The following is a 25,434-nucleotide window of genomic DNA, read 5'->3' as shown; positions in this document are numbered from 1 at the left end:
GTCAGCGCGCTCCTTCCATAACCTGCTCGTACACCTGTTCCCAGGCGCCGGGAGCATTGAAATCGATGTTGTTGTCCTCTGCCTCGCGCATGGCCTCGGTCATGGCGACGAACTGCTTGGGCACGACGTGCGTGAACCGCGCCGCCGTGTGCTCCCAGTCGTCGAGCAGCGCGGCCGCGAACGCGGATCCGGTCTCCTCGGCGTGCTGCTTGACCAGCGCGTGCACGACCGGTTCGGTCTGCACGTCGAGCGGCTCGAAGCGCAGCGCGCCCTTGAGCGCGGACGGGTTGACCTTCGCGCGGTCGAGATCGAGCACGTAGGCGTGGCCTCCGGAGAAGCCGGCGCCGAAGTTGCGGCCGGTCGGGCCGAGCACGACAACGGTGCCGCCGGTCATGTACTCGCAGCCGTGGTCGCCGACGCCCTCGACGACGAACGTGGCGCCGCCGTTGCGCACGCCGAAGCGCTCGCCGGCGCGGCCGGCCACGAACATCTGGCCGGACGTGGCGCCGAAGCCGGTCACGTTGCCCGCGATCACGTTGGTGTGCGGGTCGAAGGTGACGCCGTCCTCGGCGCGCACGATCATGCGCCCGCCGGACAAGCCCTTGCCGGCGTAGTCGTTGACCTCGCCGTAGACGCGCATCGTCTCGCCGCGCGGGATGAACGCGCCGATCGACTGGCCGCCCGAACCGTGCAGGGTCATGTCGATCGTGTCGTCGGGCAGGCCCTCGGCGCCGTAGCGGCGGGTGATCTCGTAGCCGACCATCGTGCCGAGCGTGCGGTTCACGTTGCGGATCGGCATGTCGATGCGCACGGGCTCGCGGCGCTCGAGCGCCGGCTCGGCCAGCTCGATGAGCTTGTTGTCGAGCGCCTTGTCGAGCTCGTGGTTCTGCTCCTCGGTGTTGTGCAGGATCGTGCCGGGGACCGGGCCGGGCTGCATGAGCACGTTGCTCAGGTCCACGCCATCGGCCTTCCAGCGCTTGATCGCCTCGTTCTGGTCGAGGCACTCGACGTGGCCGACGGCCTCCTCGAGGGTGCGGAAGCCGAGCTGGGCCAGGATCTCGCGCACCTCCTCGGCGATGAACATGAAGAAGTTGATCACGTGCTCGGGCTTGCCCTTGAACCGCGCGCGCAGCTCCGGGTCCTGGGTGGCGATGCCCTGCGGGCAGGTGTTCTTGTGGCAGGCGCGCATCATGACGCAGCCCTCGACGATCAGCGCCGCGGTGGCGAAGCCGAACTCCTCGGCGCCGAGCAGCGCGGCGATCACCACGTCGCGGCCGGTCTTGAGCTCGCCGTCGCACTGCACGACGATGCGCGAGCGCAGACCGTTGAGGATCAGCGTCTGCTGGGTCTCGGACAGGCCGATCTCCCACGGGGTTCCGGCATGGCGGATCGCGTTGAGCGGGGCCGCGCCGGTGCCGCCGTCGTAGCCGGAGATGAGCACCACGTCGGCATGGCACTTGGCCACGCCGGCGGCGATCGTGCCGACGCCGAACTCGGAGACGAGCTTGACGTGGATGCGCGCCTTCGGGTTCGCCATCTTCGCGTCGTTGATCAGCTGCTTCAGATCCTCGATGGAGTAGATGTCGTGGTGCGGCGGCGGGGAGATGAGCTCCACGCCGGGCGTCGCGTGGCGCACCTTGGCGATCCACGGCGGCACCTTCGCGCCGGGCAGGTGGCCGCCCTCGCCAGGCTTGGCGCCCTGGGCGAGCTTGATCTGCAGGTCGGTGGCGTGCACCAGGTAGTCGGAGGTGACGCCGAAGCGCGCGGAGGCGATCTGCTTGATGCGGCTGTAGCGCAGCGGGTCCTCGATGCGGTCGTCGGACTCTCCTCCCTCGCCCGAGTTGGAGCGGGCGCCGATCGTGTTCATGGCGATGGCGAGCGTCTCGTGGGCCTCCTGCGAGATGGAGCCGTAGCTCATCGCGCCGGTGGAGAAGCGCTTGACGATCTCGGAGGCCGGCTCGACCTCGGAGATGTCGATCGGCTTGCGTTTGTCGTTGAACTTCATCAGGCCGCGCAGGGTCATCAGGCGGTTCGACGTGTCGTTGATGTGCGCCGAATACTTCTTGAACATGGCGTAGTCGCCGCGCTGCGTGGACTGCTGCAGCAGGAAGATCGCCTCGGGGTCGTTGAGGTGGTCCTCGCCGGTGCGGCGCCACTTGTAGAGGCCGCCGGTGCGCAGGTTGCGGTGCGGGGTGGCGGTCCACTGGTTCGGGTAGGCCACGCGGTGGCGGATCGCCACCTCCTCGGCGATCTCGTCGAGGCCGGCGCCGCCGACCTGCGAGGTCGTGCCGGTGAAGTACTCGTCGATGACGGACTTGCTCAGACCGACCGCCTCGAACAGCTGCGCGCCGCGGTAGCTCATGATCGTGGAGACGCCCATCTTGGACATGATCTTGAGCACGCCGGTCGACAGCGCCTTGGTGAGGTTGGTCGCGGCGGTCTGCTCGTCGACGTTCAGGTAGCCGCGGTGGCACAGGTCCTCGACGGATTCGAACGCCATGTACGGGTTGACGCAGGCGGCGCCGTAGGCGATGAGGAGCGCGACATGGTGGATCTCGCGCACGTCGCCGGCCTCGACCACCATCGAGATCTGCGTGCGCGTGTGACGGCGCAGCAGGTGGTGCTGCACGGCCGAGGTGAGCAGCAGCGACGGGATCGGGCCCCACGTGTGGTTCGAGTCGCGGTCGGAGAGCACCAGGAAGTTCTTGCCGCCCTCGATGGCCTCGTCGACCTCGGCGAAGATCTCGTCGAGGCGCTCGGCGAGCGCCTTGCCGCCGCCGGCCACCTGGTACAGGCCCTTGACGACGTACGGCTTGTAGTAACCGCCGAGCTGCGGGGCGCGGTCGAGTCGCTTGAGCTGGGCCATCTGGTCGGAGTTGATGACGGGCAGCGGGATGAGGATCTTCTTGGCGTGCAGTTCGGAGTCGGACAGCAGGTTCGGCTCCGGGCCGATGGCCGATTCGAGGCAGGTGACGATCTCTTCGCGCTCCCAGTCGAGCGGCGGGTTGGTGACCTGCGCGAACTTCTGGGTGAAGTAGTCGAACAGCATGCGGCTGCGCTTGGAGAGCACCGGCATCGGCGCGTCGTTGCCCATCGAGCCGAGCGGCTCCTTGCCGGTGTTGGCCATCGGCGTGAGCAGCATCTTGAGGTCCTCTTCGGTGTAGCCGAAGGCCCGCTGGCGGCGCTGCACGGACTGGCCGGAGTGGCGTACATGCTCGCGCTGCGGCAGCTCGCTCATCTCGACCGAATTGCCCTCGACCCACTTGCGGTACGGGTGCTGGGCGGCGAGGGATGCCTTGATCTCCTCGTCGGGGATGATGCGACCCTCGTCGGTGTCGACCAGGAACATCCTGCCGGGCTCGAGGCGGCCCTTGGCGACGACGTGCTCGTCGGCGATCTCGGGCAGCACGCCTGCCTCGGAGGCGAGCACCACGTAGCCGTCGTCGGTGAGCTGCCAGCGGCCGGGGCGGAAGCCGTTGCGGTCGAGCAGCGCACCGACCTGGGTGCCGTCGGTGAAGATGATGTCGGCCGGGCCATCCCACGGCTCGATCAGCGTGTTGTTGTACTCGTAGAAGGCGCGTACGTCCGGGTCGAGCTGGTCGTTCTTCTCCCATGCGGGCGGCAGCATCATCGAGATCGCGTGCGGCAGGGAGCGGCCGGCCAGGTGCAGCAGCTCGAGGCACTCGTCGAAGGTGCCCGAGTCGGAGTAGCCGGGCGTGGTGATCGGCAGCAGCGGCGCGAACTCTCCGAGCAGTTCGGAGCTCAGGCGGCCCTCGCGGGCGGACAGCCAGTTGCGGTTGCCCTGGATCGTGTTGATCTCGCCGTTGTGGGCGATCAGGCGGAACGGCTGGGCCAGCGGCCAGCTCGGGAAGGTGTTCGTGGAGAAGCGGGAGTGGACGATGGCGACGCGGGCCTTCATGCGCTGATCGGACAGATCGGGGAAGAAGGGGGTCAGCTGCATCGTGGTGAGCATGCCCTTGTAGGTGATGGTGCGCGAGGACAGCGAGGCGAAGTAGATGCCGACCTCGTGCTCGACGCGCTTGCGGATGCGGAAGGTCTTGCGGTCCAGCTCCACGCCGGCGAGGGAGCCGTCCGGGGAGGCCACCACCAGCGTCTTGAAGCTCGGCATGGAGGCCAGCGCCTGCAGGCCGAGACCGTCGGGGTTGGTGGGCACGACGCGCCAGGCGAGGACCTCGAGGCCCTCGTCGCGCACGATGGCGGCGATGGCCTGCTCCTGCTGGCCTGAGGTGGCGATGTCGCGGTCGAGGAAGGCGATGCCGGCCGCGTAGTGGCCCGCCTCGGGCAGCTCGACGCCGACTGTGGCGCGCATGAACTCGTCGGGCATGCTCATGAGGATGCCAGCGCCGTCACCGGTGTTCTCCTCGGCGCCGACCGCGCCGCGGTGATTGAGGTTGACCAGCACCTCAATGGCGTCGTCAACGATTTTTCGCTCCGCACGCTTGTTGAGCGTGGTGACCATGCCCACACCACAGGCATCGCGTTCGGCCCCGGGGTCGTATAGGCCCTGCGAATGATGTACGGTCAGATCCAGGGGAGCGTGGAAAGTCACCGAAACCACCTTCATATCTTTTTTGGGCAGGTCTTGACAACCTGCGGTTCTTTGTGTAATGCGTTGACAGGGTACCGCTCGGGTATGTCATACAAGTTTCGTAGTCCATATACCGAATCATCTCAAAAGTCAATACCCTCAATGTCTGACTTTTCCCGACGCGCGGCGCCGGCGCGGCGCGTCGCGGGGTAGGGCCGGGGACGGGGCCGGACGAGGGCGGGACGGGATATCGGCGTTCGCGGCTGCTTTTCCGGCTTTGTCCCGGCTTTTTCCGTCTTTTTCCCCGGTCCGGCCCCGCCGCTTCGCCGCCGGACGAGTCGCCGGGCCCGTTCCCATACAATGGTCCAGTCATGCATAAGCAGTACAGCGCAAAGGAGAGCGTTCATGACCCAAGTCGACACCACATGCGTGCAGGGCGGCTATCAGCCGGGCAACGGGGAGCCGAGGACCCCTCCGATCGTCCAGGCGACGACCTTCAAATACACGTCCAGCGAGCAGATGAGCCGGCTCTTCGACCTGTCCGAGACCGGCTACTTCTACACCCGCCTGCAGAACCCGACCAACGACACGGTGGCGGCGAAGATCTGCGCGCTCGAGGGAGGCGCGGCCGCGATGCTCACCAGCTCCGGCCAAGCCGCGAATTTCTTCGCATTGTTCAATATATGCAACGCCGGCGATCACATCGTGGCCTCTTCAGCGATTTACGGCGGCACGTTCAACCTGGTCAACGTGACCATGCGCAAGATGGGCGTCGAATGCACCTTCGTCGATCCGAACTGCACGCCCGAGGAGCTGGACGCCGCGTTCCGGCCGAACACCAAGGCCGTGTTCGCCGAGTCGATCTCGAACCCGGCGCTCATCGTGCTCGATTTCGACAAGTTCGTCGCCGCGGCGCACGGCCACGGCGTGCCGATCATCGTCGACAACACCTTCCCCACCCCGGTCAACTGCCGGCCGTTCGAATACGGCGTGGACATCGTCACGCACGCGACCACCAAGTACATGGACGGCCACGGCTCGTGCGTCGGCGGCGCGATCGTCGACTCCGGGCGCTTCGACTGGATGGCGCACGCCAGCAAGTTCCCCGGGCTGACCACGCCGGACGACTCGTACCACGGCGTCACCTACGCCGCCGACTTCGGCCCGGCCGCCTATATCACCAAGGCCACCGCGCAGCTCATGCGCGACTTCGGCTCCACGCCGGCGCCGATCAACAGCTGGATCATGGGCATGCACATGGAATCGCTGGCCGTGCGCATGGAGCGGCACTGCTCGAACGCGCTCAAGGTCGCGCGGTTCCTGCAGGACGACCCGCGCATCTCCTGGGTAAGCTATCCGGGGCTTGAGGGCGACAAATACCATGATCTGGCCGCCCGGTACATGCCGAACGGTACCTGCGGCGTGATCTCCTTCGGCGTGCCCGGCGGGCGGGACACGGTCTCCGCGCTGCTCGACCATTTCAAGATGATCTCGATCGCCACCCACGTGGCCGACGCCCGCAGCTGCACGCTCTACCCGGCCGGCACGACCCACCGCCAGCTCACCGAGGAACAGTTGCGCGAGGCCGGCGTCGGCATCGACCTGGTCCGCCTGAGCTGCGGCATCGAAAACGCCGACGACATCATCGCCGACCTCAGGCAGGCGATGGACGCCACGCTCGGCTGACAGCCCGCGAAGCGGCCGCAACCGCAAGGCCGTCCATAATTGCAGACTGAGCTGTCGGCGTAGCCGACTGAGGGGAGCGAACGATCTGAGTTTGATTCAGATGTTCGCAGGAATGCTCCCCTCAGTCCGCTTCGCGGACAGCTCCCCTCAGGGAGGGGAGCCAGACGGACGCTGGCGTCATCGGTCCTTTCACCGGTAGTCCGGGATGCCGTCTCCGTCGAAGTCGCCGTCGACCGAGCCGGCGTCGTAGCCGTCGCCGGCGCCCATGAACTCGCGCGTGCCCACGCGGTTCACGCTGCGCGCCTCGTCGACCGCGCGCTGCAGCAGCTTGCGCACCGCGAACCCGTCGATGATGTTCTTCAGCACGATCCGCCCGCCCGACGACTGGTCACGGGCCTCCACCACGATCGTGCTCAGGCCGAACACGCGTTGCAGCAGCGAGCGCGTGATCGTGAAATCGACGATGCGGAACAGCTTGGTCGTGTCGAAGGTCTGGCTCAGCAGACCCGACTGCACCACCAGTTCGTCCGAAGTGAGCGTATACACCGTGAAGGTGAACGGTGTGCGGCACCAGTTGCGCTTGCGTTGCGTCCAGATGATGTCGCCGTCGGCCATGATCGCGCCCATGCGTCTCCCCTTTGGTCAGGTTGCGTTGTCCCTGTCCATGGTACCCCGCGCGGACGGCTGTGTGCGGTTGGGCGATGAGGGACTCGAACCCCCATCACCCATGGCCGGCGTGGGCCGACCGCATCGCAGACCTCTTCCCCATCTTCGCCGCAGGCGGCGCGACGGCGTCACAACCCGCACCAGGCGAAGCAGCGTTCGATGATCGTGTCGTTGAGCAGGCGGCCCGCGCGCGTGGGCACGACGCGGTCGCCGTCCAGGGTGACCAGGCCCTCGTCGACCAGCGGCTCGAACCGCGTGCGGTCCAGCGCCGTGATGGAGGGGCCGAGCGTTCCCGCTTCCCGGCCATCCCGGATCAGACGGTTGACCCGGTCAAGGTCAAGGCCCTCGCGGATGCGCAGCCCCAGCATGATGATCTCCTCGAGGTTCTCCTCGGCGGTGATGCTTTCGCTGCCGGACCACGGCACGCGGCCCTCGTTGATGGCCGCGCCCCACAGCCGCGGATGGGCGATATCCCAACCGCGCAGCCCGTGCGTCCCATGGTCGCCGCCGCGGGACAGCCCATCGCCGCCCCCGCCGGCGGGGACTGTCGGCGCAGCCGACTGGGGGTGGTCGGCATCATCACCATTCCCTTCCTCCGCAACCGCGTTGTAGTGGGAGTGTGCCCCGGGTCCGAGGCCCGCCCAGTCGACATTGCGCCAGTACCCCAGATTGTGCCGGCTTTCGCAGCCCGGTCGGGCCCAATTGGACACCTCGTACCATGACAGGCCGGCCGCCGAGAACGCCTCGTCGGCGATCTCGTACTTCGCGGCCTCATCGTCGTCGTTCGGTTTGGGCAGGATGCCCGCCTTGATCTGGCGGCCCATCTTCGTGGTCGGCTCCACGGTGAGCGCATACGCCGAAATATGGTTCACGCCGAGGCCGATGGCCGTTTCGACCGACGTGCGCCAGTCGTCAAGGCTCTCCCCCGGCGCGCCATAGATCAGATCGACGCTGGAGCGCAGGCCGGCCTTGGCCGCGGCCGCGACGCCGGCTTCCACATTGGCGGGCGTATGCGTGCGGTCGAGCGTCCTGAGCACGTGCGGCACCGCCGACTGCATGCCGAACGAAATGCGGGTGAAACCGGCCTCGGCCAGCTTGCCGATATAGTACTCGTTGACGGTGTCGGGATTGGCCTCGGTGGTGATTTCCGCATCGGGCGCGATGCCCCATGTCGAGCGGACGGCATCCAGCATGGCGGCCAGATCGTCCGCGGGAAGAATGGTCGGCGTGCCTCCGCCGAAGAAGACGGTGGACGCGGCAGGCTCCTCGATGCCGTGGACACGCTGCCAGTCGCGCACCAACGCCATCTCGCGAATCACCATATTGGCGTAATTCGCCCGAGAGGCGCCCCCGCCCAGGTCCGTGGCCGTGTAGGTGTTGAAGTCGCAGTAGCCGCAGCGCCGGAGGCAAAACGGCACGTGAATGTATACCTCGAACTCCATTCCAGACGCCTTTCCTTACCTTCGCGAGCGGATTGCGCATTTCTTAGGCAGATTTTGCATTTCGTAGGCAGGTCCCGGCCGATAGGGGCATGGGAATCGCAGTAATTCCCATGCCCCTATCCGGAGGAACCTGCCTACGAGACGACAAATCTGCCTAAGCTGTGCAATAACGCCCGGAAATCAGCCTTCGGTCTTCTGGGCGGCGCGGATCTTGTCCTTGGTATCGCGGTCGTTGCCCTCGTCGCCGGTGGACAGGGCGGCGATGAACGCCTCCTGCGGCACCTCGACATGGCCGAGCATCTTCATGCGCTTCTTGCCGGCCTTCTGTTTCTCGAGCAGCTTGCGCTTGCGGGTGATGTCGCCGCCGTAGCACTTGGCGAGCACGTCCTTGCGCAGCGCGCGGATGTTCTCGCGCGCGATGATGCGCGATCCGATCGCCGCCTGGATCGGAATCTCGAACTGCTGGCGCGGAATCAGCTCGCGCAGCTTCTTCGTCATCATCACGCCGTAGCTGTACGCTTTGTCGCGGTGCACGATCGCGCTGAACGCGTCGACCTTCTCGCCCTGGATCAGGATGTCGACCTTCACCAGGTCGGCCGACTGCTCGCCGTCCTCGTGGTAGTCGAGCGAGGCGTAGCCCTTGGTACGGGACTTGAGCTGGTCGAAGAAGTCGAACACGATCTCGGCCAGCGGGATGCGGTAGTGCATCTCCACCCGATCGGTGGAGATGTACTCCATCGTGCCCATGATGCCGCGGTGGTCCTGGCACAGGTCCATCACCGCGCCGATGAACTCCTTCGGCGTGATGATGTCAGCGGCCACCATCGGCTCGACGATCTTCTTGATCTTGCCGTCGGGGAACTCGCTCGGATTGGTCACATGGTGCTCGGAACCGTCCTCCGACGTGACCTCGTACGGCACGTTCGGCGCGGTGGAGATCAGGTCGAGCCCGAATTCGCGGCTCAGGCGCTCGGAGACGATCTCCATGTGCAGCAAGCCGAGGAAGCCGCAGCGGAAGCCAAAGCCCAGCGCCACCGACGTCTCCGGCTCGTAGATGAGGGCCGCGTCGTTGAGCTTGAGCTTGTCGAGCGCCTCGCGCAGTTCGGGGAACTGCGCGTTGTCGATCGGGAACAGGCCGGAATACACCATCGGCTTGGGGTCGCGGTAGCCGGGCAGTGGCTCGCTGGCCGGGCGCACGGCCGAGGTCAGCGTGTCGCCGACCTTCGACTGGCTCACGTCCTTCGCGCCGGTGATGATGTAGCCGACCTCGCCGGCGCCGAGCGCCTTGGTCGGCGTCATGTCGGGGCTGATCACGCCGATCTCGATGGGCTCGTGCGTCATGCCGATGCCCATCATGTGCACCTTCTCGCGGGACCTGAGCTCGCCGTCCTCCATACGGATGTAGGTGACGATGCCGCGGTACGAGTCGTACACGGAGTCGAAGATCAGCGCGCGGGCCGGGGCCTTCGGATCGCCGTGCGGCGCGGGCACCTCCATGACGATCTGGTCGAGCAGTTCGGCCACGCCCTCGCCGGTCTTGCCCGAGACGCGCAGCACGTCGCTCGTCTCGCAGCCGATCAGGCCGGCGATCTCCTCGGCGTGCTTGTCCGGCTCGGCGCTCGGCAGGTCGATCTTGTTGAGCACCGGGATGATGGTCAGGTCGTGGTCGATGGCCATGTACAGGTTCGAGAGCGTCTGCGCCTCGATGCCCTGCGTGGCGTCGACGAGCAGCACCGCGCCCTCGCACGCGGCCAGCGCGCGCGACACCTCGTAGGTGAAGTCGACGTGACCGGGCGTATCGATCATGCCCAGCGTGTATTCGGTGCCGTCGAAGGTCCACGGCACGCGCACGGCCTGCGACTTGATGGTGATGCCGCGCTCCTGCTCGATGTCCATACGGTCGAGGAAGCGGTCGCGCATCTCGCGCTCGGGCACGATGCCGCTCAGCTGGAGGATGCGGTCGGCCACGGTCGACTTGCCGTGGTCGATGTGCGCGATGATGCAGAAGTTGCGGATCAATGACTGATCGGTAAACCCGGGCTTGTTCTTCGGTTCAATCACCTGATCAGTCTCCTTGTCTCGTGGCTGGCGCGCGTCCTGTGCGCGCATTATCGTTGCGAATACCCTAGTCTACCGGTTCGGGTCGGCAATTTGACGCGACACTCCTGAGAACACTTACGTTTTATCCTTACGACGTGTTATTATCACCGTTTGTATGTCCTTATAGCAAACGTCGTTTGGAGTAAACGTGGCAAACATCAAGTCGCAGAAGAAGCGCATTCTCACCAACGAGAAGGCGCACAAGCGCAACGTGGCCGTCAAGTCCGGCCTGAAGACCGCCGTCCGCGCCACCCGCGAGGCCATCGCCGCCGGCGATAAGGCCGCCGCCGAGGCCGCCTACAAGGTTGCCGCCCAGAAGCTCGACAAGGCTGCTGGCGCTGGCGTGATCCACAAGAACCAGGCCGCCAACCGCAAGTCCGGCCTCGCCGTGCAGATCAACGCGCTGTGAGCTGAGACGCTGTAGCGAGTTCTCGAACGGGCCCCGCAAACCATTCGGTTGCGGGGCCCGTTGCGTTCCGGAGCCCGGGCGAGCCGCGCACGTGTATGAGCGTAAGGAACTCGCTACGTCCGACCTGCTTCCCGTTCCGCCCTGCCCGATCTCCTTCTGCTGACTTACAGCCTGTCCAAAGTTCCAATCAGACCGTAAGTCAGCAGAACAGCGCCCAACGACATGCTGGCTTACAGCCTGATACGACTATCGAACAGGCTGTAAGCCAGCAATGTCGCCGTAATCAACAGCAGTATCAGACAGACAAAGTCCGTGGGCGGCGATCATCCGCCGACGTACCCGTGCCATAGCCTAAAACGACCAGTCTTTCGCTAGTCCTCGTCGGAGGGGGAACCGCCGTGGGGATCCTTGGCATCGGGGTGGATCACCGGACGCTTGAGATAGCGGGTCTGGCCGGGCAGATACACCTCATGGCGCTCCATCGCGCCGGGCAGCGTGATGTTGAATTTGACGGACAGCAGCCGCATCGCCACCACCAGTATGGTGATGACGATATCCAGCGTGATCTCGGCGGTGAGGTCCAGCCACCCGTGCTGCACGCCCTTGCACACGAACACGGTCAGCACGCAGCCGACCGCCGAGGGCACGGCGTACCAGTGCTTGTCGCGGATGACCATCGGCACGTCGTTGAGCAGCATATCGCGCACCAGACCGCCGCCGAGCGCGGTGAACATGCCCATGAACACCGAGGTCATGCCGGACATGCCGTAGATCATCGCCTTCGAGGTGCCGTTGACCGCGAACAGCGCAAGGGCGAGGGCGTCGATGGTGAGCATCGGCCATTTGAGCTTGTCGACCTCCGGGTGGATCACGGCCACCGCGAGCCCCGAAACGAGCGCGGTGATCACGAAGCCCTTGTCGGAGATGCCCACGGGAGGGAACGCGCCGAGCATCACGTCACGGATGATGCCGCCGCCCAGAGCGGTCAGCCACGCGGTGATGAGCATGGCGAACAGGTCGTAGTTCTTGCGGACCGCGCACAATCCCCCCATCAGGCCGCAGCAGAAGATCGCCAGATACTCGATGCCCATGAAAAAGGCATTGCTCTCCAGCGCCACTTCCATGAGTCTCTCCCCTCATCCGCATCGTTCGATCACGCCGTACACGAGCGTACAGCAAGGCTCGTTACGACTCGCAGTACGGCGATGGAAAGCCCCTTGGAATCAGTGGTTCCAAGGGGCTTTTCAGGAGTCAGAGGCGCTTATTCAGCAGACTTTCCACATCCAGTTGTGCGGGTCCTCGACCTCGCCGAGCTGGATGCCGAGCAGCTCGTCGCGCAGCTCGCAGGTGAGCTTGCCGGAGCCGCCGTCGGCGACGGTGACGTCGAACTTCTCGGACTTGAAGCGGCCGATCGGGGTGATGATGGCGGCGGTGCCGCAGGCGAACACCTCGGTGACCTCGCCGGACTTGATGTCGTCGAGCAGCTGGTCGAGAGCGATCATAGTCTCGACCACGTCGTGGCCCTTGTCCTGCAGCAGCTGGATCAGGGAACGGCGGGTCACGCCCGGCAGGATGTTGCCGGTCAGGGACGGGGTCTCCACGTGGCCGTCCTTGTGCACGGCCATCATGTTCATGCCGCCGAGCTCCTCAAGGTAGGTCTTGGTGGCGGCGTCCACGAAGCACACCTGCTCGCAGCCGTTCTCGATGCCCTTGTACTCGCCGAGCAGGGAGGCGGCGTAGTTGCCGCCGCACTTGGCGAAACCGGTGCCGCCGGGGCCGGTGCGGAACCACTTGTCCTCGACCCAGATGCTCACCGGCTTGACGCCGCCCGGGAAGTACGGGCCGGACGGGGAGGCGATCACGCAGTAGTCGACCTCCTGCGGGGCGCGCACGCCGAGGAACGGCTCGGAAGCGAACATGAACGGACGCATGTACAGCGTGTACTCGCGGCGGGACGGCACCCAGGCGGCGTCGCGCTTGACCAGCGCGGCCACGGAACCGAGGAAGTCGTCGATCGGCAGCTCGGGCAGGTACAGGCGCTTGGCGGAGTTCTGGAAGCGCTCGGCGTTCGCGTCCGGGCGGAACAGCCAGGTGGAGCCGTCGGCGTGACGGTAGGCCTTGAGGCCCTCGAAGCACTCTTGCGCGTAGTGCAGCACGGATGCGCCCGGATCCATCTTAAGCGGCGCGTACGGCTCGACGCGGCGGTCGGACCAGCCTTCGCCCTTGGTCCAGGTCATATGGGTCATGTTGTCGGAGAAGACCTGTCCGAATGCCGGCTTGTCGATGAGGGACTGGCGCTTCTCATCGGATGCGGGGTTGTCGTTCGGCAGTACGGTGAACGGTTCGGTGAGCTTGTCGAGCGCCGCCGGATCGTGATGTGTTTGTTCGGTCATTGCACACTTCTTCTTGGAACGCCGCCGTATGCGCGGCGGTCAGAATGGTTGGTGGCCGGTGGCTTGTGGCCCCGGTTCTGGTGATACTTTCTCACACCCGTGTCGTATGAAGCGTGAGCACGTTCACATTATGAAAGAGAGCCCACGGTCCGTGGGCTCTCTTCCTTGGTTCAACGGGATCCGACGATCACTTGGCGTCGTCGGCCGGAGCGGCGGCGGCAGCGGCGTCGGCGTCAGCCGGGGCGGCCTCCGGGGCGGCGGTGGACTCGGTGGCATCCTCCGGCACCTCGACGGTGACGACGGACTCCTCGAGATCATCCATGTCGAGCTCGACGCCCTCGGGCAGGACGACGTCCTTGAGCAGCACCTTGGTGCCGTCGGTCAGGCCATCGACGTTGACCACGATCTTCTCGGGCAGGTTGGCGACATCGGCGCGGACCTTGAGCTCCTGCACGTCGACGAACGCGACGGCGACACCCTTCGGGGTGCCCTCGACGAACACCGGCACCTCGACGTCGATCTTCTCGCCGGCCTTGACCTCGTAGAAGTCAATGTGCTCGACGATGCGCTTGACGGGGTTGCGCTGCACGTCCTTGACGACGGCGAGCTTGTTCTGGTCGCCGTAGGAGATGGAGAACAGGGCGTTGGTGTGGCGCAGCGCCAGGGTGGTCTCCTTCATCGGGAGCTTGACGAACACGGGAGCCTCGCCGCCCGCGTACATGGTGGCGGGGATCTGCTTGGCAACGCGCATGCGGCGGGCAGCGCCCTTGCCGAACTCGTTGCGGGCTTCGCCTTCGAGCTTGATGGTAGTAGCCATAATGGCCTCCTTGGGTTGTTACTTGTCGTTCTGTCTTTTGACGCCACGACGCGCCGCAGAACGCACCTCAAGGAGATGGAACATACGCCGAGTCGATTACGGAGGTTTCCCTCCCTCGCCAAAGCAACATTTCAAGTATATGCACGTCATGGACAAATCACCCGGCTCATGTCCCCCGGCAGAGGCATCCGCCGGAGGCCCGGGCGGCGCGACGGCACGGCAGCGCAAATGCCGGGACTCGCGGCGTTGCCGACATGATCGGGAGCGTCCGGAGGCTTACAATGCTCGGTAAGAGGTTCCCGAAATGCGGAGGTTGCGATGGCGCTGCGGAATTCCACGAAGGTCATGATCGGCTGCGGCGCTGCCGCCGCTCTGGCGGGCGGAGTCTGCCTGACCGCCGAATCGTTGTTCTCGTTCGCGCTGGACACCAAGGCGAAACGGTCGATGTTCCGCCAGCCGCCCGACAACGGCCAGCCCCAACAGCCGATCCGCGACGCCGACGAGTGCGCCGCTGCCGCCGACTGGTTCGCATCCTCCAAGCAGCCGGTCACGCTCGCCAGCGACGACGGGCTGCAGCTGCACGCCTGGCTGTTCGACCCCGATTGCGTGGCGCCCAAGCCGCACCTGTACGCGATCTGCTGCCACGGCTACACCGGGGAGCCCGCGGAGATGGCGAAATGGGCGCATCGCTACGCCAAGCTCGGGTTCACGGTGCTCGTGCCGGCCCAGCGCGCGCATGAACTGAGCGAGGGCCGGTACGTCGGCATGGGGTGGCTGGAGCGCAACGACCTGCTGGGTTGGATCCGGCTGATCACCGACAGCGACGGAGACGCGCGCATCCTGCTGCATGGCAATTCGATGGGCGCCGCCACGGTGATGATGGCGGCCGGCGACCCCCGGCTGCCGCGCAACGTGGCCGCGGCGATCGAGGACTGCGGCTACGCCTCGGTGGCCGGCCAGTTCGAGGACACGGCCCGAGCGATGTTCCATCTGCCCCGCCCGGTGGCGGCGATGCTGGTGCGGGCGGCGGGGCTGGTCTGCAGGCGCCGCGCCGGATACGGCTTCGCCGAGGCGTCGTGCACGCGCATGCTGCGGCACGCGACGATCCCCATGCTGTTCATTCACGGCGGGGCCGACACCTTCGTCTCTCCTCGCTTCCTCGAAGCGAACTACCGCGCCTGCGCGAGCCTCGACCGGGAGAAGCTGCTCGTGCCCGGCGCCGATCACACGATGAGCGCCAGTACCGCACCCGACCTGTACTGGCGCAAGGTCACCGGCTTCGTCAGGCGTGTGTTCGCGCTGTAGGCGAGCCGGCGACAGCCCGATATCAGGCGTTTGCGGCAACGCTCCCCTCAGACCGCTTCGCGGCCAGCTCCCCTCAGCGAGGGGAGCCAGATCAACGTATGCTGCAGCCGCGCTGACCGGAATTGACCGCATAACGCGCGCGTCCCCGGACTCACGGCGGGCGAAGGCGTACAGAGGTACGTCGAGCCTGCCGTGAGTCCGGGGACGCTCCGTTATGCGGTCAATTCCCCGTTATGCGATCAATTCCTTGACCGCGGCGATGACGGCTTGCAGCCCCGCCTTCGCGTCGCCGAACAGCATCTGGGTGTTGGGCTCGAAGTAGAGCTCGTTCTCGATGCCGGCGTAGCCCTTGCCGCGGCCGCGCTTCATGACGACGACGTTCTGGGCCTTGTCGACGTCGAGGATCGGCATGCCGGAGACCGGGGTGCCGGGGCGGCGGGCCGCCGGGTTGGTGACGTCGTTGGCGCCGACGACGAGGGCGACGTTGGCGGTCGGGAACTGCGGGTTGATGTCGTCGAGATCGACGAGCTCCTCGTAGGGCACATTGGCCTCGGCGAGCAGCACGTTCATGTGGCCGGGCATACGGCCGGCGACCGGGTGGATCGCGTACTCGATCTCGACGCCGTGGCCCTTGAGCAGCTCGCCGAGGTCGGCGAGCTCGCGCTGGGCCTGCGCCTGGGCCAGGCCGAAGCCGGGCACGAAGATGACCTTGTCGGCGTAGACGAGCTGGACTGCCACGTCGTCGGCGGTGGTCTCCTTCATGGTGCCTTCCGGGCCGGAGGCGTCGGCCGCCGCGCCCGAGGCCCCGCCGAAGCCGCCGGCGAGCACGCTCATCAGCGGGCGGTTCATGGCCTTGGACATGGCCAGCGACAGGGTGACGCCGGCCGCGCCGACGAGCGCGCCGGCGACGATCAGCGCGATGTTGTTGATCGCGAGGCCGCTCATGGCCACGGCGGTGCCGGTGCAGGCGTTGAGCACGGAGATGACGACGGGCATGTCGGCGCCGCCGATCGGGATGACGAACACCAGGCCGTACGCCAGCGCGAACACGGTGGTCAGGATGCACCAGAGCACCGCGTTGCCCGGCTGCACGCACAGCATGACGAAGGCGATCACGGTCAGCGCGATGAACGCGATGTTCCACACGCCCTTGGCCGGCAGGGTCAGCTTGCGCAGGAACTTGATGCCCTGCAGCTTGCCGGCGGCGACCAGCGAGCCGGTGAACGTGACCGAGCCGATCATGATGCCCAGGCCGGCGGTGATGAGCACGACGATGGTCGGCGTGTCCGACGAGTTGAGGATGTCGTTGAGGGCGACGAGCGCGGCCGCGCCGCCGCCGACCGTGTTGAACACGGAGACGAGCTGCGGCATGTCGGTCATCTTGACCTTCTTGGCGCTCCACACGCCGACGATCGCGCCGATCGCGATGCCCGCGATCAGCAGGACGACGGCGACGCCGTGCTGGAAGCCGTTGCCGATCTCGCCGACGAACAGCACGATGAACGCCATGACGCAGGCCATGACCATGCCGGCCGCGGAGATCAGGTTGCCCTTGCGCGCGGTCTTCGGCGAGTTCATCAGGTGCAGGCCGATCACGAACATCACGGCGGCCAGCAGATAGACGAACCATTCAATGACGCCAAGCGGCGTGCTCAGTATCTCGGAAAGCGCACCCATTTACTTGCCCTCCTCATCTTTCTTCTTCGACTTGTCGGACTTGAACATCTCCAGCATGCGGTCGGTGACCACGTAGCCGCCGACGACGTTCATCGTGCCCAGCACGGCGGCCAGGAAGATGAACACCCAGGCGAGCGGGCTGGTGGCGTGCGCGGCGACGATGACGACGCCGACGATGACGATGCCGTGGATGGAGTTCGCGCCCGACATCAGCGGGGTGTGCAGGGTTGCGGGCACCTTGCCGATGACCTCGACGCCGATGAGCAGCGCCAGTACGAACAGAGTGATTGCGACGACGATATCCATTGTCTTGTTTCTCGCTTTCTTCCCGATTCCTAGGCCTGAGCCGGGGCGGCGGGACGTCCGGCCACGATCAGCGCGTCGTCGAGCTCCTCGTTCAGGTCGATGGCGAGCTTGCCGTCCTTCACGAAGTGGGCGAGCACGTCGGCGACGTTGCGGGCCAGCAGGTTGGAGGCGGTGTTGGCCACTTCGCTGGCCAGGTAGGGGGCGCCGATGATGGTCACGCCGCCGTCGGTTATCCGCGTGCCGACCTCGGAGCCCTCGACGTTGCCGCCGAGCTCGCTGGCGGCGCAGTCCACGATCACCGCGCCGCGCTTGAGGCCGTCGACGCCGGCCTTGGTCAGCAGCAGCGGCGGCTTGCGGCCAGGCACCTTGGCGGTGGTGATGATCACGTCGAATCCGGTGGCCTTCTGATCGACCGCGGCCTGCTGCTGGGCCTGCTCCTCGGCGCTCAGGGCGCGCGCGTAGCCGCCCTCGCCCTGGCCCTTCGAGAAGTCGAGCCCCAGATCGAGGAACTTCGCGCCGAGCGACTCGACCTCGTCGCGGGACGCGGGGCGCACGTCGTACGCGGTGACGACCGCGCCGAGGCGCTTGGCGGTGCCGATGGCCTGCAGGCCGGCGATGCCGGCGCCGAGGATGAGCACCTTGGCCGGGCGGATCGTGCCGGCCGCCGTGGTCATCATCGGGAAGAACGATCCGTAGGCGTTGGCGGCCACGAGCGCGGCCTTGTAGCCCATCACGGAGTTCTGCGAGGTCATCTCGTCCATCGACTGCGCGGAGCTGAGCTGACGGGGCAGCTTCTCGATGCCCACGCCGACCAGTCCGGCCGATTCGAGCGAGGCGACGTAGTCGGCGTCGGTGAACGAGCCAAGCATGCCGATCACCCATGTGCCGGCCTTGATCCCGGCGACGAGATCGGCGGACGGCCGATCCACGAATCCGAGCGCGTCGGCCCGGGCGACCACTTCGTTCGCCGGCAGCACCTCGGCGCCGGCCTTGGCGTAATCCTCATCCGTATACTGCGAGGCGAGTCCCGCACCGTATTCAATCAGGCAGGACACGCCCGCCTTACGCAACCGGGTGACGATGTCCGGCGTCAGGGCGACGCGCGACTCATGCTCCGATGTCTCGTTCAAAACACCGAACACCACGGTGGCTTCTTGGGTTTCAGCCATGAGAGCCCTTTCTTCCATTGCTAAGCATTCTTTGCTTACAGCGCCCCAGTCTAACCGATGACGAGAAGAAACGCTTGGAATCATCCATGTTTCGGGCCATGTGTCGGGCGGGGCACCGAAATCCCCCGTCGAGCCGCCCATGCGCCCGGCGCCGGGCGCGCGCCGGTTTCCCCCGATCGACTCCCCCGCATCTTCCCCGCGCCGCATCCGCATCCGGCCCAAGGCCGGCCCGTGCGGGAACCGCCTTCGCCATGCCCCGCCGTCGTGCGGAACCGCGGGGGTTCCCTACGCTACCGTAAGGTGAAGTTTCGCGCTTTTGGGATTATGATTCGAAGATTGACAGCTTTTCTTTAGGAATCGCCAAGGAGCATTACGTGTCACTTTTCACCTCGGTCAAGCATCAAGCCGTGAGCCTTACGCAGAAGGCGCTCCGTCTGGGGGGTGATTTCGTCCATCCGGTCAGCGACGATTCCTCCAACGGCCCCGATTACCCGGAAGACGGGTTCCCCTCGTCCGACGAGCTCATCGCGCTGCCCCACACCGACGAGTGGGGTCCCGATCGCCCGACGACCACCTTCCTCGACCCGGCCACCGGCCTGCTGACCACCGGCACGCAGGGCAATCCCCCGCTGGACGACGGCATGTCGATCTACGACATCTACGCCGACCGCGCCGCGCGCATGGGCGACGAGCCGCTGTACACGTACAAGGACGACGACGGCCAGTGGCGCACCACCACCGCCAACGAGACGCTCGCCGACATCCGCGCGATCGCCAAGGGCCTGCTGCACTACGGGCTGAAGAAGGGCGACGGCGTGGCGTTCATGTGCCGCACCTCCTATGAGTGGAACATCACCGACGCCGCGGTCATGGCGTGCGGCGGCGTGCTCGCCACCGTGTACGACACCGATTCGGCCGAGCAGATCCGCAACATCGTCAACAATTCCGACGCACGCCTGCTCATCGTCGGCACGACCGACATGCGCGAGAAGGCGGACGGCGCGATCGAGGAGTGCCCGTCGCTTGAGCACATCATCTGCATCGAGACCGGCGGCCTGGACGAGATCCGCGCGTACGGCGCGTCCGTGAGCGACGAGGAGCTCGACGCCCGCATCGAGTCGATCCGGAAGACCGACCTGTGCTCGATCGTGTACACGTCCGGCTCCACCGCCGCGCCGAAGGGCGTGGAGATGACGCACGAGCACTACTGCACCACCGCGCTGAACCTGCCGAACTACATGCCCGAACTGCTGCACGACAAGAAGAACACGGTGCTGCTGTTCCTGCCGCAGGCGCACTCCTTCGCGCGCGCGATCAACTACATCGTGGTCGCCAGCGACATCCACGTCTACATCGCCCAGGGCATCAAGACGCTGATCGCCGATCTGCAGGTCGCCAGGCCGTCCGTCATGATCGTGGTGCCCCGCGTGCTGGAGAAGGTGTACAACGCCGCCTCGCAGAAGGCCGGGCACGGCCCCAAGGGCGTGGCCTTCGCCGCCGCCGTGGTCGCCGCGCAGAACTACATGAAGGAGCTGAGCGCCAAGGGCCATGTCAGCGCGCTGACGCGCACCCGCCGCGCCGCATTCGACCCGCTGGTGTACAAGGCGCTGCGCGACGTGCTCGGCGGGCGGGCCAAGTGGATCGTGGCCGGAGGCGCCCCGCTCGACCCCGAGCTGCTCGCCTTCTTCCGCGGCGCGAACGTGCCGGTCTACGAGGGCTACGGCCTGACCGAGACGACGGCGCCGTGCGCGTTCAATCCGCTCGGCGTACCTTACCATCAGGGTTCGGTCGGCATCGCCTTCCCCGGGTTCGACCTGCGCATCGCCGAGGACGAGGAGATCCAGGTCCGTGGCACGGCGGTCTTCCCGAAGTACCACAAGAACGAAGAGGCCACGGAGGGCTCGTTCACCGAGGACGGCTGGTACCACACCGGCGATCTCGGCCGGCTCGACCATGACGGCTTCCTGTACATCACCGGCCGCAAGAAGGACCTGATCATCACCGCCGGCGGCAAGAACGTGGCGCCGGGGCCGATCGAAGAGGCGATCCAGCGCTGCGAGTTCGTCTCCCAGGCGCTGGTGCTCGGCGACAAACGCCCGTTCATTTCCGCGCTGGTCACGCTGGACGAGGAGACCCTGCGCCCGTGGCTGGAGTCCAAGGGCCTCGACCGCGACATGTCGCTGGAGGATGCGGCGAACAACGCGGCCGTGCGCGCCGAGGTGCAGAAGTGGGTCGACCAGGCCAACGAGGGCGTCTCCCGCGCCGAATCCGTACGCAAGTTCATCATCCTGCCCGAGGAGTTCACGCAGGAGAACGGCCTGATGACCGCCTCCATGAAGGTGATCCGCCCCAAGGTCATCCGCCGCTACGCCACCCTCCTCAACACCCAGATGTACACCAAGCGGAAGTAGGCCCCGGCGCTGGCGGACAAAGCCACCCCCAGTCGGCTACGCCGCCAGCCTCCGCCAGCGGGGGCATGACCGGTCAGGCACTGGCGCATATAAGAAGCGGTGTTTACCCTATTTGGGTAAACACCGCTTCTTATATGCAGTCGGAATGGCTTAGAAGCCTAGTTTCTCCAGTTGCTTGGCTGAGCCGTGAAGTGGACAGTCCGGTGGACTGTCCATAGGCGAAGTGAGCGGACGCCTGGCGGACGCGAAGCGATCCCATGCAGCTGGGGAAACTCCGGAATGGCTTAGAAGCCTAGTTTCTCCAGTTGCTTGGGATCGGACTGCCAGCCTTTGGCCACCTTGACGTGGAGGTCGAGGCGGGCCTTGCCGCCGACGATGCGGTTGACGGGGGTGCGCAGCTTCTTCTTGACGCGCACCAGATGGGAGGCGCCCTTGCCGATGATGATCGGCTTCTGGGAATCGCGCTCCACGTACACCGACACCATCACGTCGATCTTGCCGTCGTACCCCTCGCCGGTCCTGTTGTCGGCGGGGTATTCGATCGAGTCGACCACCACGGCCAGCGAATGCGGCAGCTCGTCGTCCAGCTCCTCGAGGAACGCGCCGCGCACCAGCTCGGCGATGGTCTCCTCGGGCCGCTCCTCGCTGATCTGGTCGTCGGGGTACATCTGCGGGCCTTCGGGCGTGTGGTCGATGAGGACGTTGCGCACCTCGCTGAGGTTGTCGCGCTCGAGCGCGCTCACCGGGACGATGTCCGAGAAGTCGGCGAATTCGTTGATCTCGACGAGCTTGTTGATGAGCTGCTGGCGGTCGAGCTCGTCGATCTTGGTGACGATCGCAATCAGCGGGACCTTCCACCGGAAGGTGCCGTCGTCGCGCTTCTCGGCGAAATCGGAGCGCAGGCGGCTCAGGATGCGCTTGTCGCCGGGGCCTATCTCCTGATCCGCCGGCAGCAGGAAGGCGATCACGTCCACGTCGGACAGGGACTCGTCGACGATGTCGTTGAGCCGCTGGCCCAGCAGGGTGCGCGGGCGATGGATGCCCGGCGTGTCCACCAGCACGAGCTGCGCGTGGTCGGTGGTGAGAATGCCTCGGATCGCCTTGCGCGTGGTCTCGGGGCGCGACGACGCGATGGCGATCTGCTTGCCAATCAGCGCGTTGATCAGGGTCGACTTGCCCACGTTCGGGCGGCCGACCACGGCCACGAAACCGGACCGATAGACGTCCTGGCCCTGCACCGGCTCGCTGTGTTCGCTCATGTTACTCCTTGTCCTCGCCGCGGCCATTCCCGCCGTCGGCGGCTTCCTCATCACGGTTGTCGTCATTCTGCGGCGATGAACCGCCATCTTCTTCGGCGCCCTCGACGTGCGCCGGCTCCACGACGATCGTCGAGACCTTCTTGCGCCGCCCGGCCGAATCCACGGCGGTCAGCCGCAGCCCGCGGGTCACCGCGGACGCGCCGACGATCGGCACGCGGCCGAGCAGCTTGGTCAGCAGGCCGTAGACCGTGTCGACGTCGTCCTCGTCGATGTCGATCTCGAAGATCTCCTCGAGGTCGGCGATCGGCGTGCGCGCCGGCATGCTCCACTTGTTGCCGCCGATCCGCTCCGGCTCGGCGTGCTGGGTGCGGTCGTGCTCGTCCTCCAGCTCGCCGACGATCTGCTCGATCGCGTCCTCGATGGTCACCAGACCGGCGATGCCGCCGTATTCGTCCACGACGACGGCCACATGCTGGCGGGTGCGCTGCATCTCATGGAACAGGTCGTCGACCGGCTTGGATTCGGGCACGAGCATCGGCTGGCGGATGATCGATTCGATCTCGCGGTTCATCGCCGCCGGGTTGAACGCGGTGGCGCGCACGGCGTCCTTGAGGTAGGCCATGCCGATCAGATCGTCCACGTCGTCACCGATCACCGGCACACGGGAGAATCCGGAGCGCGAGCACAGCTTGAGCATGTCGGACAGCGTCTCGTTGCGCTCGATGCAGATCATGTCCGTGCGCGGCACCATGATCTCGCGGGTCAGCGTCTCGGAGAGCGTCAGCACGTTGCGCAGCATCTCGGAGACCTCGGGGTCGAAGTCGTTCGCCTCGACGAGCCGGTCGATCGTGGCCCGCCCCTGCTCGTGCTGGATCTTCTCCAGCTCCTCGTCGTCGGACAGGTCGGATTCGCGCTGACGCTTCTTGCCGCCCGCCTTGCCGCCGTTCGCGCCGCCGACGCGGGCGAAGGGGGTGATCGCCGCGGCGAGGGACACGAGCGAGGCGTTGGCGAGCATGATGTCCACCGGCTTCGACGCGCCAGCGGTCCGGGGCCGCACGAGCACGGAGACCACGGCCACGATCAGCGCGAACACGAAGCCGATCAGCAGCTCGGCCCACAGCGGCGCCTCGAAGATCGCGGCGAGGCACGCGACGAGCACGCCGTCGAGCACGTTGCACGTGATGCGGAAGAACGCGCAGGAGCCGGAGGTCGAGTACCGGTCGGCGATGAGGTGCTGCACCTTGTGGATCCGGTCGATCTTCTTCATGCGGGTGAACTGCGAGGCCTCGCCGTCGGTCTGCACTTCGAGGATCAGATTGTTGAGGCTGGCCCTCGTGACGCGCGCGACCGCGCCTTCGGCGGCGGCCATGGTCAGCGACAGCCATACCAGCAGCGCCGCAATGAGAATCAGAATAACCGTCAATGCGATGGCGGACGGTTCGGTGATCGACATGATGTTCCTTTGATGATTCCTTGATCTGAATGAGTCTGGAATGAGTGCGTAATAGGTCCGAGCGGATGCGCGCCGGCGGCCGGCGCTCAGTGACCGAGCTGCCGGTCCGTGCCGTGGGTGGCCTCGTATTCGGCCAGCGCGTCGGCCGAGCCGGCCGGCAGGGTGACGGGGTCGCCGACGCCGTGGCGCACGGCGATGAAGGTGAGCAGCAGCTGGCGCTGCAGCCCGAACATCTGCCGTTCCTGCTCGGGAGTCACATGGTCGTAACCGAGCAGATGCAGGATGCCGTGGATGGTGAGCAGGGCCATCTCCTCCAGCACACTGTGCCCCGAGGCCGCCGCCTGCTGGGCCGCGACCCACGGGCAGATCACGATGTCGCCGAGCACGCCCTCCATGACGGTCTTGCCGTCGCCGGGCCGCAGCTCGTCCATCGGAAAGCTCATCACATCGGTCGGCCCCTCAAGGTTCATCCACCGCATGTGCAGCTCGGCGATCGGCTCGGGGTCCACGAATATGACGGTCAGATCGGACTGCGTGCTCACGCGCATCTGGTCCATCACCCACACGCCAAGGTCGGAGAACACTTTCGGGTCGATGTTCCATACGGTTTCGTTGGTGACGTCAACGCTCATTCGGACGCGTTCCTTTCCGTTCTGCCGTCCATGCGCCCCTCGCGCCCGTACTGCTTCGCCTCGCCGTGCTCGCGGCGCGCCTTGGTGCTGTGGTCGCCGGCGATGGCCGAATGGCGGTCGTACGCCTCGACGATTTTGCCGACGAGCTGGTGGCGGACCACGTCCTCGGCGGCCAGGTGGGCGAACGCGATGTCGTCGATGCCGCCGAGAATGTGCTCGATCGTGGCGAGGCCCGAACGCGGCACGGTCAGGTCGACCTGCGTAATGTCGCCGGTGATGACCATCGTCGTGTTGAATCCCAGACGGGTCAGGAACATCTTCATCTGCTGCTCGGTGGTGTTCTGCGCCTCGTCGAGGATCACGAACGCGTCGTTGAGCGTGCGCCCGCGCATGTAGGCGAGCGGCGCCACCTCGATGCTGCCGTCGTCCATGTAGCGGCGCAGCTGGTCGGAGCCGAGCATGTCGGACAGGGCGTCGTACAGCGGGCGCAGATACGGGTCCACCTTCTCGTTGAGCGTGCCGGGCAGGAAGCCGAGGTTCTCCCCTGCCTCCACGGCGGGACGGGTCAGGATGATGCGCCTCACGCGCTTCTCCTGGAACGCCTGCACGGCCTTGGCCACGGCCAGATAGGTCTTGCCGGTGCCGGCCGGACCGATGGCGAAGGTGATGGTGTGCGATTCGATCGCGTTGACGTAGGCGATCTGGCCGGCGGTCTTCGGCCGCACGGGCACACCGAGCGCAAAGGTGATCACGCCGGGCACGCGGGGCTTGTTCCGGCCCGGCCCGGAGGACGGCGCATTATTCGCCGGTGCCGCGGCCGCGGGGGCGGTCTGCGCGCCCGCCGCGCGCCCGCGCACGGGCTGGTCCTGGCGCACGCGGTTGCTCAGCACGCGGCGGTCCAGCAGTCGCCGCACGGTGTCGGCGTCCATCGGCGCGCTGTATGCGGCCTGGATGATCGTGTCGAGCATCTGTTCGGCCTGTTCGGCCTGCGTCTCCCCCCGGCGCGTGCGCGACAGGATGGCGATGCGATTGCCCCGCACGATGATCGTCAGCTCGTCGAACGCCTGTTCGATCTCGCGCAGCACCTCGTCGACGGGGCCGAGCACGGCCACCGGGTCGAGTTCGGCCGGGATGGTGATGGTTCGTGTCGTCGTCGCCAA

Annotated in this window: 18 protein-coding genes; 4 read left to right on the top strand and 14 right to left on the bottom strand. The window is 66.2% G+C overall.

Going from position 1 to position 25,434, the window contains the following annotated elements; genetic code table 11:
- Position 1: 1 nt before the first annotated feature.
- Positions 2–4,570, bottom strand: a complete 4,569-nt coding sequence (gltB, locus tag BBSC_RS06075; RefSeq protein ID WP_033517561.1) for a glutamate synthase large subunit — start codon at positions 4,568–4,570, stop codon at positions 2–4.
- A gap of 384 nt (positions 4,571–4,954) precedes the next feature.
- Here gltB and BBSC_RS06070 point away from each other — a divergent pair, with 384 nt between their 5' ends.
- Positions 4,955–6,235, top strand: coding sequence for an O-acetylhomoserine aminocarboxypropyltransferase/cysteine synthase family protein (locus tag BBSC_RS06070; RefSeq protein WP_033517444.1), 1,281 nt, complete (start codon positions 4,955–4,957; stop codon positions 6,233–6,235).
- Positions 6,236–6,424: 189 nt separating this feature from the next.
- Here BBSC_RS06070 and BBSC_RS06065 read toward each other — a convergent pair whose 3' ends face one another.
- From BBSC_RS06065 to lepA, 3 genes are all read right to left on the bottom strand, one after another.
- Positions 6,425–6,862: a PH domain-containing protein gene (locus BBSC_RS06065; protein ID WP_033517447.1), complete on the bottom strand. Its 438-nt coding sequence runs from the start codon at positions 6,860–6,862 to the stop codon at positions 6,425–6,427.
- A 167-nt stretch (positions 6,863–7,029) separates the two neighbouring features.
- Positions 7,030–8,343, bottom strand: coding sequence for a radical SAM family heme chaperone HemW (gene hemW / locus BBSC_RS06060; protein WP_033517449.1), 1,314 nt, complete (start codon positions 8,341–8,343; stop codon positions 7,030–7,032).
- A gap of 180 nt (positions 8,344–8,523) precedes the next feature.
- Entirely contained in the window at positions 8,524–10,452 is a 1,929-nt protein-coding gene (gene lepA / locus BBSC_RS06055; protein WP_306558610.1) for a translation elongation factor 4, read from the bottom strand.
- Positions 10,453–10,591: 139 nt separating this feature from the next.
- On the opposite strand from lepA, the gene rpsT reads away from it, so the two are divergent.
- Positions 10,592–10,852 carry a 30S ribosomal protein S20 gene (gene rpsT, locus BBSC_RS06050; RefSeq protein ID WP_033517454.1) on the top strand — a complete coding sequence of 87 codons (261 nt, stop codon included), beginning with the start codon at positions 10,592–10,594 and terminating at the stop codon, positions 10,850–10,852.
- Between the two features lie 371 nt (positions 10,853–11,223).
- Here rpsT and BBSC_RS06045 read toward each other — a convergent pair whose 3' ends face one another.
- The 3 genes from BBSC_RS06045 to BBSC_RS06035 all read right to left on the bottom strand — a co-directional run bounded on the left by BBSC_RS06045 (position 11,224) and on the right by BBSC_RS06035 (position 14,062).
- Entirely contained in the window at positions 11,224–11,976 is a 753-nt protein-coding gene (locus BBSC_RS06045) for a trimeric intracellular cation channel family protein (protein WP_033517456.1), read from the bottom strand.
- Between the two features lie 141 nt (positions 11,977–12,117).
- Positions 12,118–13,245: a branched-chain amino acid aminotransferase gene (locus BBSC_RS06040; RefSeq protein WP_033517457.1), complete on the bottom strand. Its 1,128-nt coding sequence runs from the start codon at positions 13,243–13,245 to the stop codon at positions 12,118–12,120.
- A gap of 187 nt (positions 13,246–13,432) precedes the next feature.
- The gene (locus BBSC_RS06035; protein ID WP_033517458.1) at positions 13,433–14,062 is read right to left on the bottom strand and encodes a 50S ribosomal protein L25/general stress protein Ctc; all 630 of its coding nucleotides are present in this window, start codon (positions 14,060–14,062) and stop codon (positions 13,433–13,435) included.
- Between the two features lie 318 nt (positions 14,063–14,380).
- Here BBSC_RS06035 and BBSC_RS06030 point away from each other — a divergent pair, with 318 nt between their 5' ends.
- Positions 14,381–15,367 carry an alpha/beta hydrolase gene (locus tag BBSC_RS06030; RefSeq protein WP_033517460.1) on the top strand — a complete coding sequence of 329 codons (987 nt, stop codon included), beginning with the start codon at positions 14,381–14,383 and terminating at the stop codon, positions 15,365–15,367.
- A gap of 231 nt (positions 15,368–15,598) precedes the next feature.
- Here the strand turns inward: BBSC_RS06030 and BBSC_RS06025 are convergent, their stop codons facing one another.
- The 3 genes from BBSC_RS06025 to BBSC_RS06015 are packed head-to-tail and all read right to left on the bottom strand — an operon-like array spanning position 15,599 to position 18,519.
- Positions 15,599–17,044, bottom strand: coding sequence for an NAD(P)(+) transhydrogenase (Re/Si-specific) subunit beta (locus BBSC_RS06025; protein WP_033517464.1), 1,446 nt, complete (start codon positions 17,042–17,044; stop codon positions 15,599–15,601).
- On the bottom strand, positions 17,045–17,350 hold the full coding sequence (locus tag BBSC_RS06020; RefSeq protein ID WP_033517466.1) for an NAD(P) transhydrogenase subunit alpha: 306 nt from the start codon (positions 17,348–17,350) through the stop codon (positions 17,045–17,047).
- Between the two features lie 29 nt (positions 17,351–17,379).
- On the bottom strand, positions 17,380–18,519 hold the full coding sequence (locus BBSC_RS06015; protein WP_033517470.1) for an NAD(P) transhydrogenase subunit alpha: 1,140 nt from the start codon (positions 18,517–18,519) through the stop codon (positions 17,380–17,382).
- A gap of 374 nt (positions 18,520–18,893) precedes the next feature.
- Between BBSC_RS06015 and BBSC_RS06010 the strand changes: the two genes are divergently transcribed.
- The gene (locus BBSC_RS06010; protein WP_033517471.1) at positions 18,894–20,930 is read left to right on the top strand and encodes an AMP-dependent synthetase/ligase; all 2,037 of its coding nucleotides are present in this window, start codon (positions 18,894–18,896) and stop codon (positions 20,928–20,930) included.
- Between the two features lie 284 nt (positions 20,931–21,214).
- On the opposite strand, the gene era is transcribed toward BBSC_RS06010, so the two are convergent.
- The 4 genes from era to BBSC_RS05990 form a co-directional block, all read right to left on the bottom strand.
- On the bottom strand, positions 21,215–22,189 hold the full coding sequence (era, locus tag BBSC_RS06005; protein ID WP_231649344.1) for a GTPase Era: 975 nt from the start codon (positions 22,187–22,189) through the stop codon (positions 21,215–21,217).
- A gap of 1 nt (position 22,190) precedes the next feature.
- Positions 22,191–23,642: a hemolysin family protein gene (locus BBSC_RS06000; protein WP_033517473.1), complete on the bottom strand. Its 1,452-nt coding sequence runs from the start codon at positions 23,640–23,642 to the stop codon at positions 22,191–22,193.
- Positions 23,643–23,728: 86 nt separating this feature from the next.
- Complete coding sequence (gene ybeY, locus BBSC_RS05995) at positions 23,729–24,274, bottom strand: rRNA maturation RNase YbeY (RefSeq protein ID WP_033517475.1); 546 nt, start codon at positions 24,272–24,274, stop codon at positions 23,729–23,731.
- Positions 24,271–25,434: a PhoH family protein gene (locus BBSC_RS05990; protein WP_046726246.1), complete on the bottom strand. Its 1,164-nt coding sequence runs from the start codon at positions 25,432–25,434 to the stop codon at positions 24,271–24,273. Before BBSC_RS05990 ends, ybeY begins: the two co-directional genes overlap by 4 nt.

It is taken from the genome of Bifidobacterium scardovii JCM 12489 = DSM 13734 (assembly GCF_001042635.1).
GTDB lineage: Bacteria > Actinomycetota > Actinomycetes > Actinomycetales > Bifidobacteriaceae > Bifidobacterium > Bifidobacterium scardovii.
The sequence above is the reverse complement of the archived record's forward strand: the minus strand, read 5'-3'. Positions and strand labels throughout refer to the sequence as shown.

Excerpts from the sequence above, each read along its gene's own strand:
- BBSC_RS06000 (WP_033517473.1), bottom strand. The coding sequence starts at position 23,642 with ATGTCGATCACCGAACCGTCCGCCATCGCATTGACGGTTATTCTGATT.
- BBSC_RS06045 (WP_033517456.1), bottom strand. The coding sequence starts at position 11,976 with ATGGAAGTGGCGCTGGAGAGCAATGCCTTTTTCATGGGCATCGAGTAT.
- BBSC_RS06020 (WP_033517466.1), bottom strand. The coding sequence starts at position 17,350 with ATGGATATCGTCGTCGCAATCACTCTGTTCGTACTGGCGCTGCTCATC.
- hemW (WP_033517449.1), bottom strand. The coding sequence starts at position 8,343 with ATGGAGTTCGAGGTATACATTCACGTGCCGTTTTGCCTCCGGCGCTGC.
- BBSC_RS06025 (WP_033517464.1), bottom strand. The coding sequence starts at position 17,044 with ATGGGTGCGCTTTCCGAGATACTGAGCACGCCGCTTGGCGTCATTGAA.
- BBSC_RS06065 (WP_033517447.1), bottom strand. The coding sequence starts at position 6,862 with ATGGGCGCGATCATGGCCGACGGCGACATCATCTGGACGCAACGCAAG.
- BBSC_RS06030 (WP_033517460.1), top strand. The coding sequence starts at position 14,381 with ATGGCGCTGCGGAATTCCACGAAGGTCATGATCGGCTGCGGCGCTGCC.
- BBSC_RS06035 (WP_033517458.1), bottom strand. The coding sequence starts at position 14,062 with ATGGCTACTACCATCAAGCTCGAAGGCGAAGCCCGCAACGAGTTCGGC.
- ybeY (WP_033517475.1), bottom strand. The coding sequence starts at position 24,274 with ATGAGCGTTGACGTCACCAACGAAACCGTATGGAACATCGACCCGAAA.
- BBSC_RS06070 (WP_033517444.1), top strand. The coding sequence starts at position 4,955 with ATGACCCAAGTCGACACCACATGCGTGCAGGGCGGCTATCAGCCGGGC.
- lepA (WP_306558610.1), bottom strand. The coding sequence starts at position 10,452 with ATGCGCGCACAGGACGCGCGCCAGCCACGAGACAAGGAGACTGATCAG.
- BBSC_RS06015 (WP_033517470.1), bottom strand. The coding sequence starts at position 18,519 with ATGGCTGAAACCCAAGAAGCCACCGTGGTGTTCGGTGTTTTGAACGAG.
- era (WP_231649344.1), bottom strand. The coding sequence starts at position 22,189 with ATGAGCGAACACAGCGAGCCGGTGCAGGGCCAGGACGTCTATCGGTCC.
- BBSC_RS06040 (WP_033517457.1), bottom strand. The coding sequence starts at position 13,245 with ATGACCGAACAAACACATCACGATCCGGCGGCGCTCGACAAGCTCACC.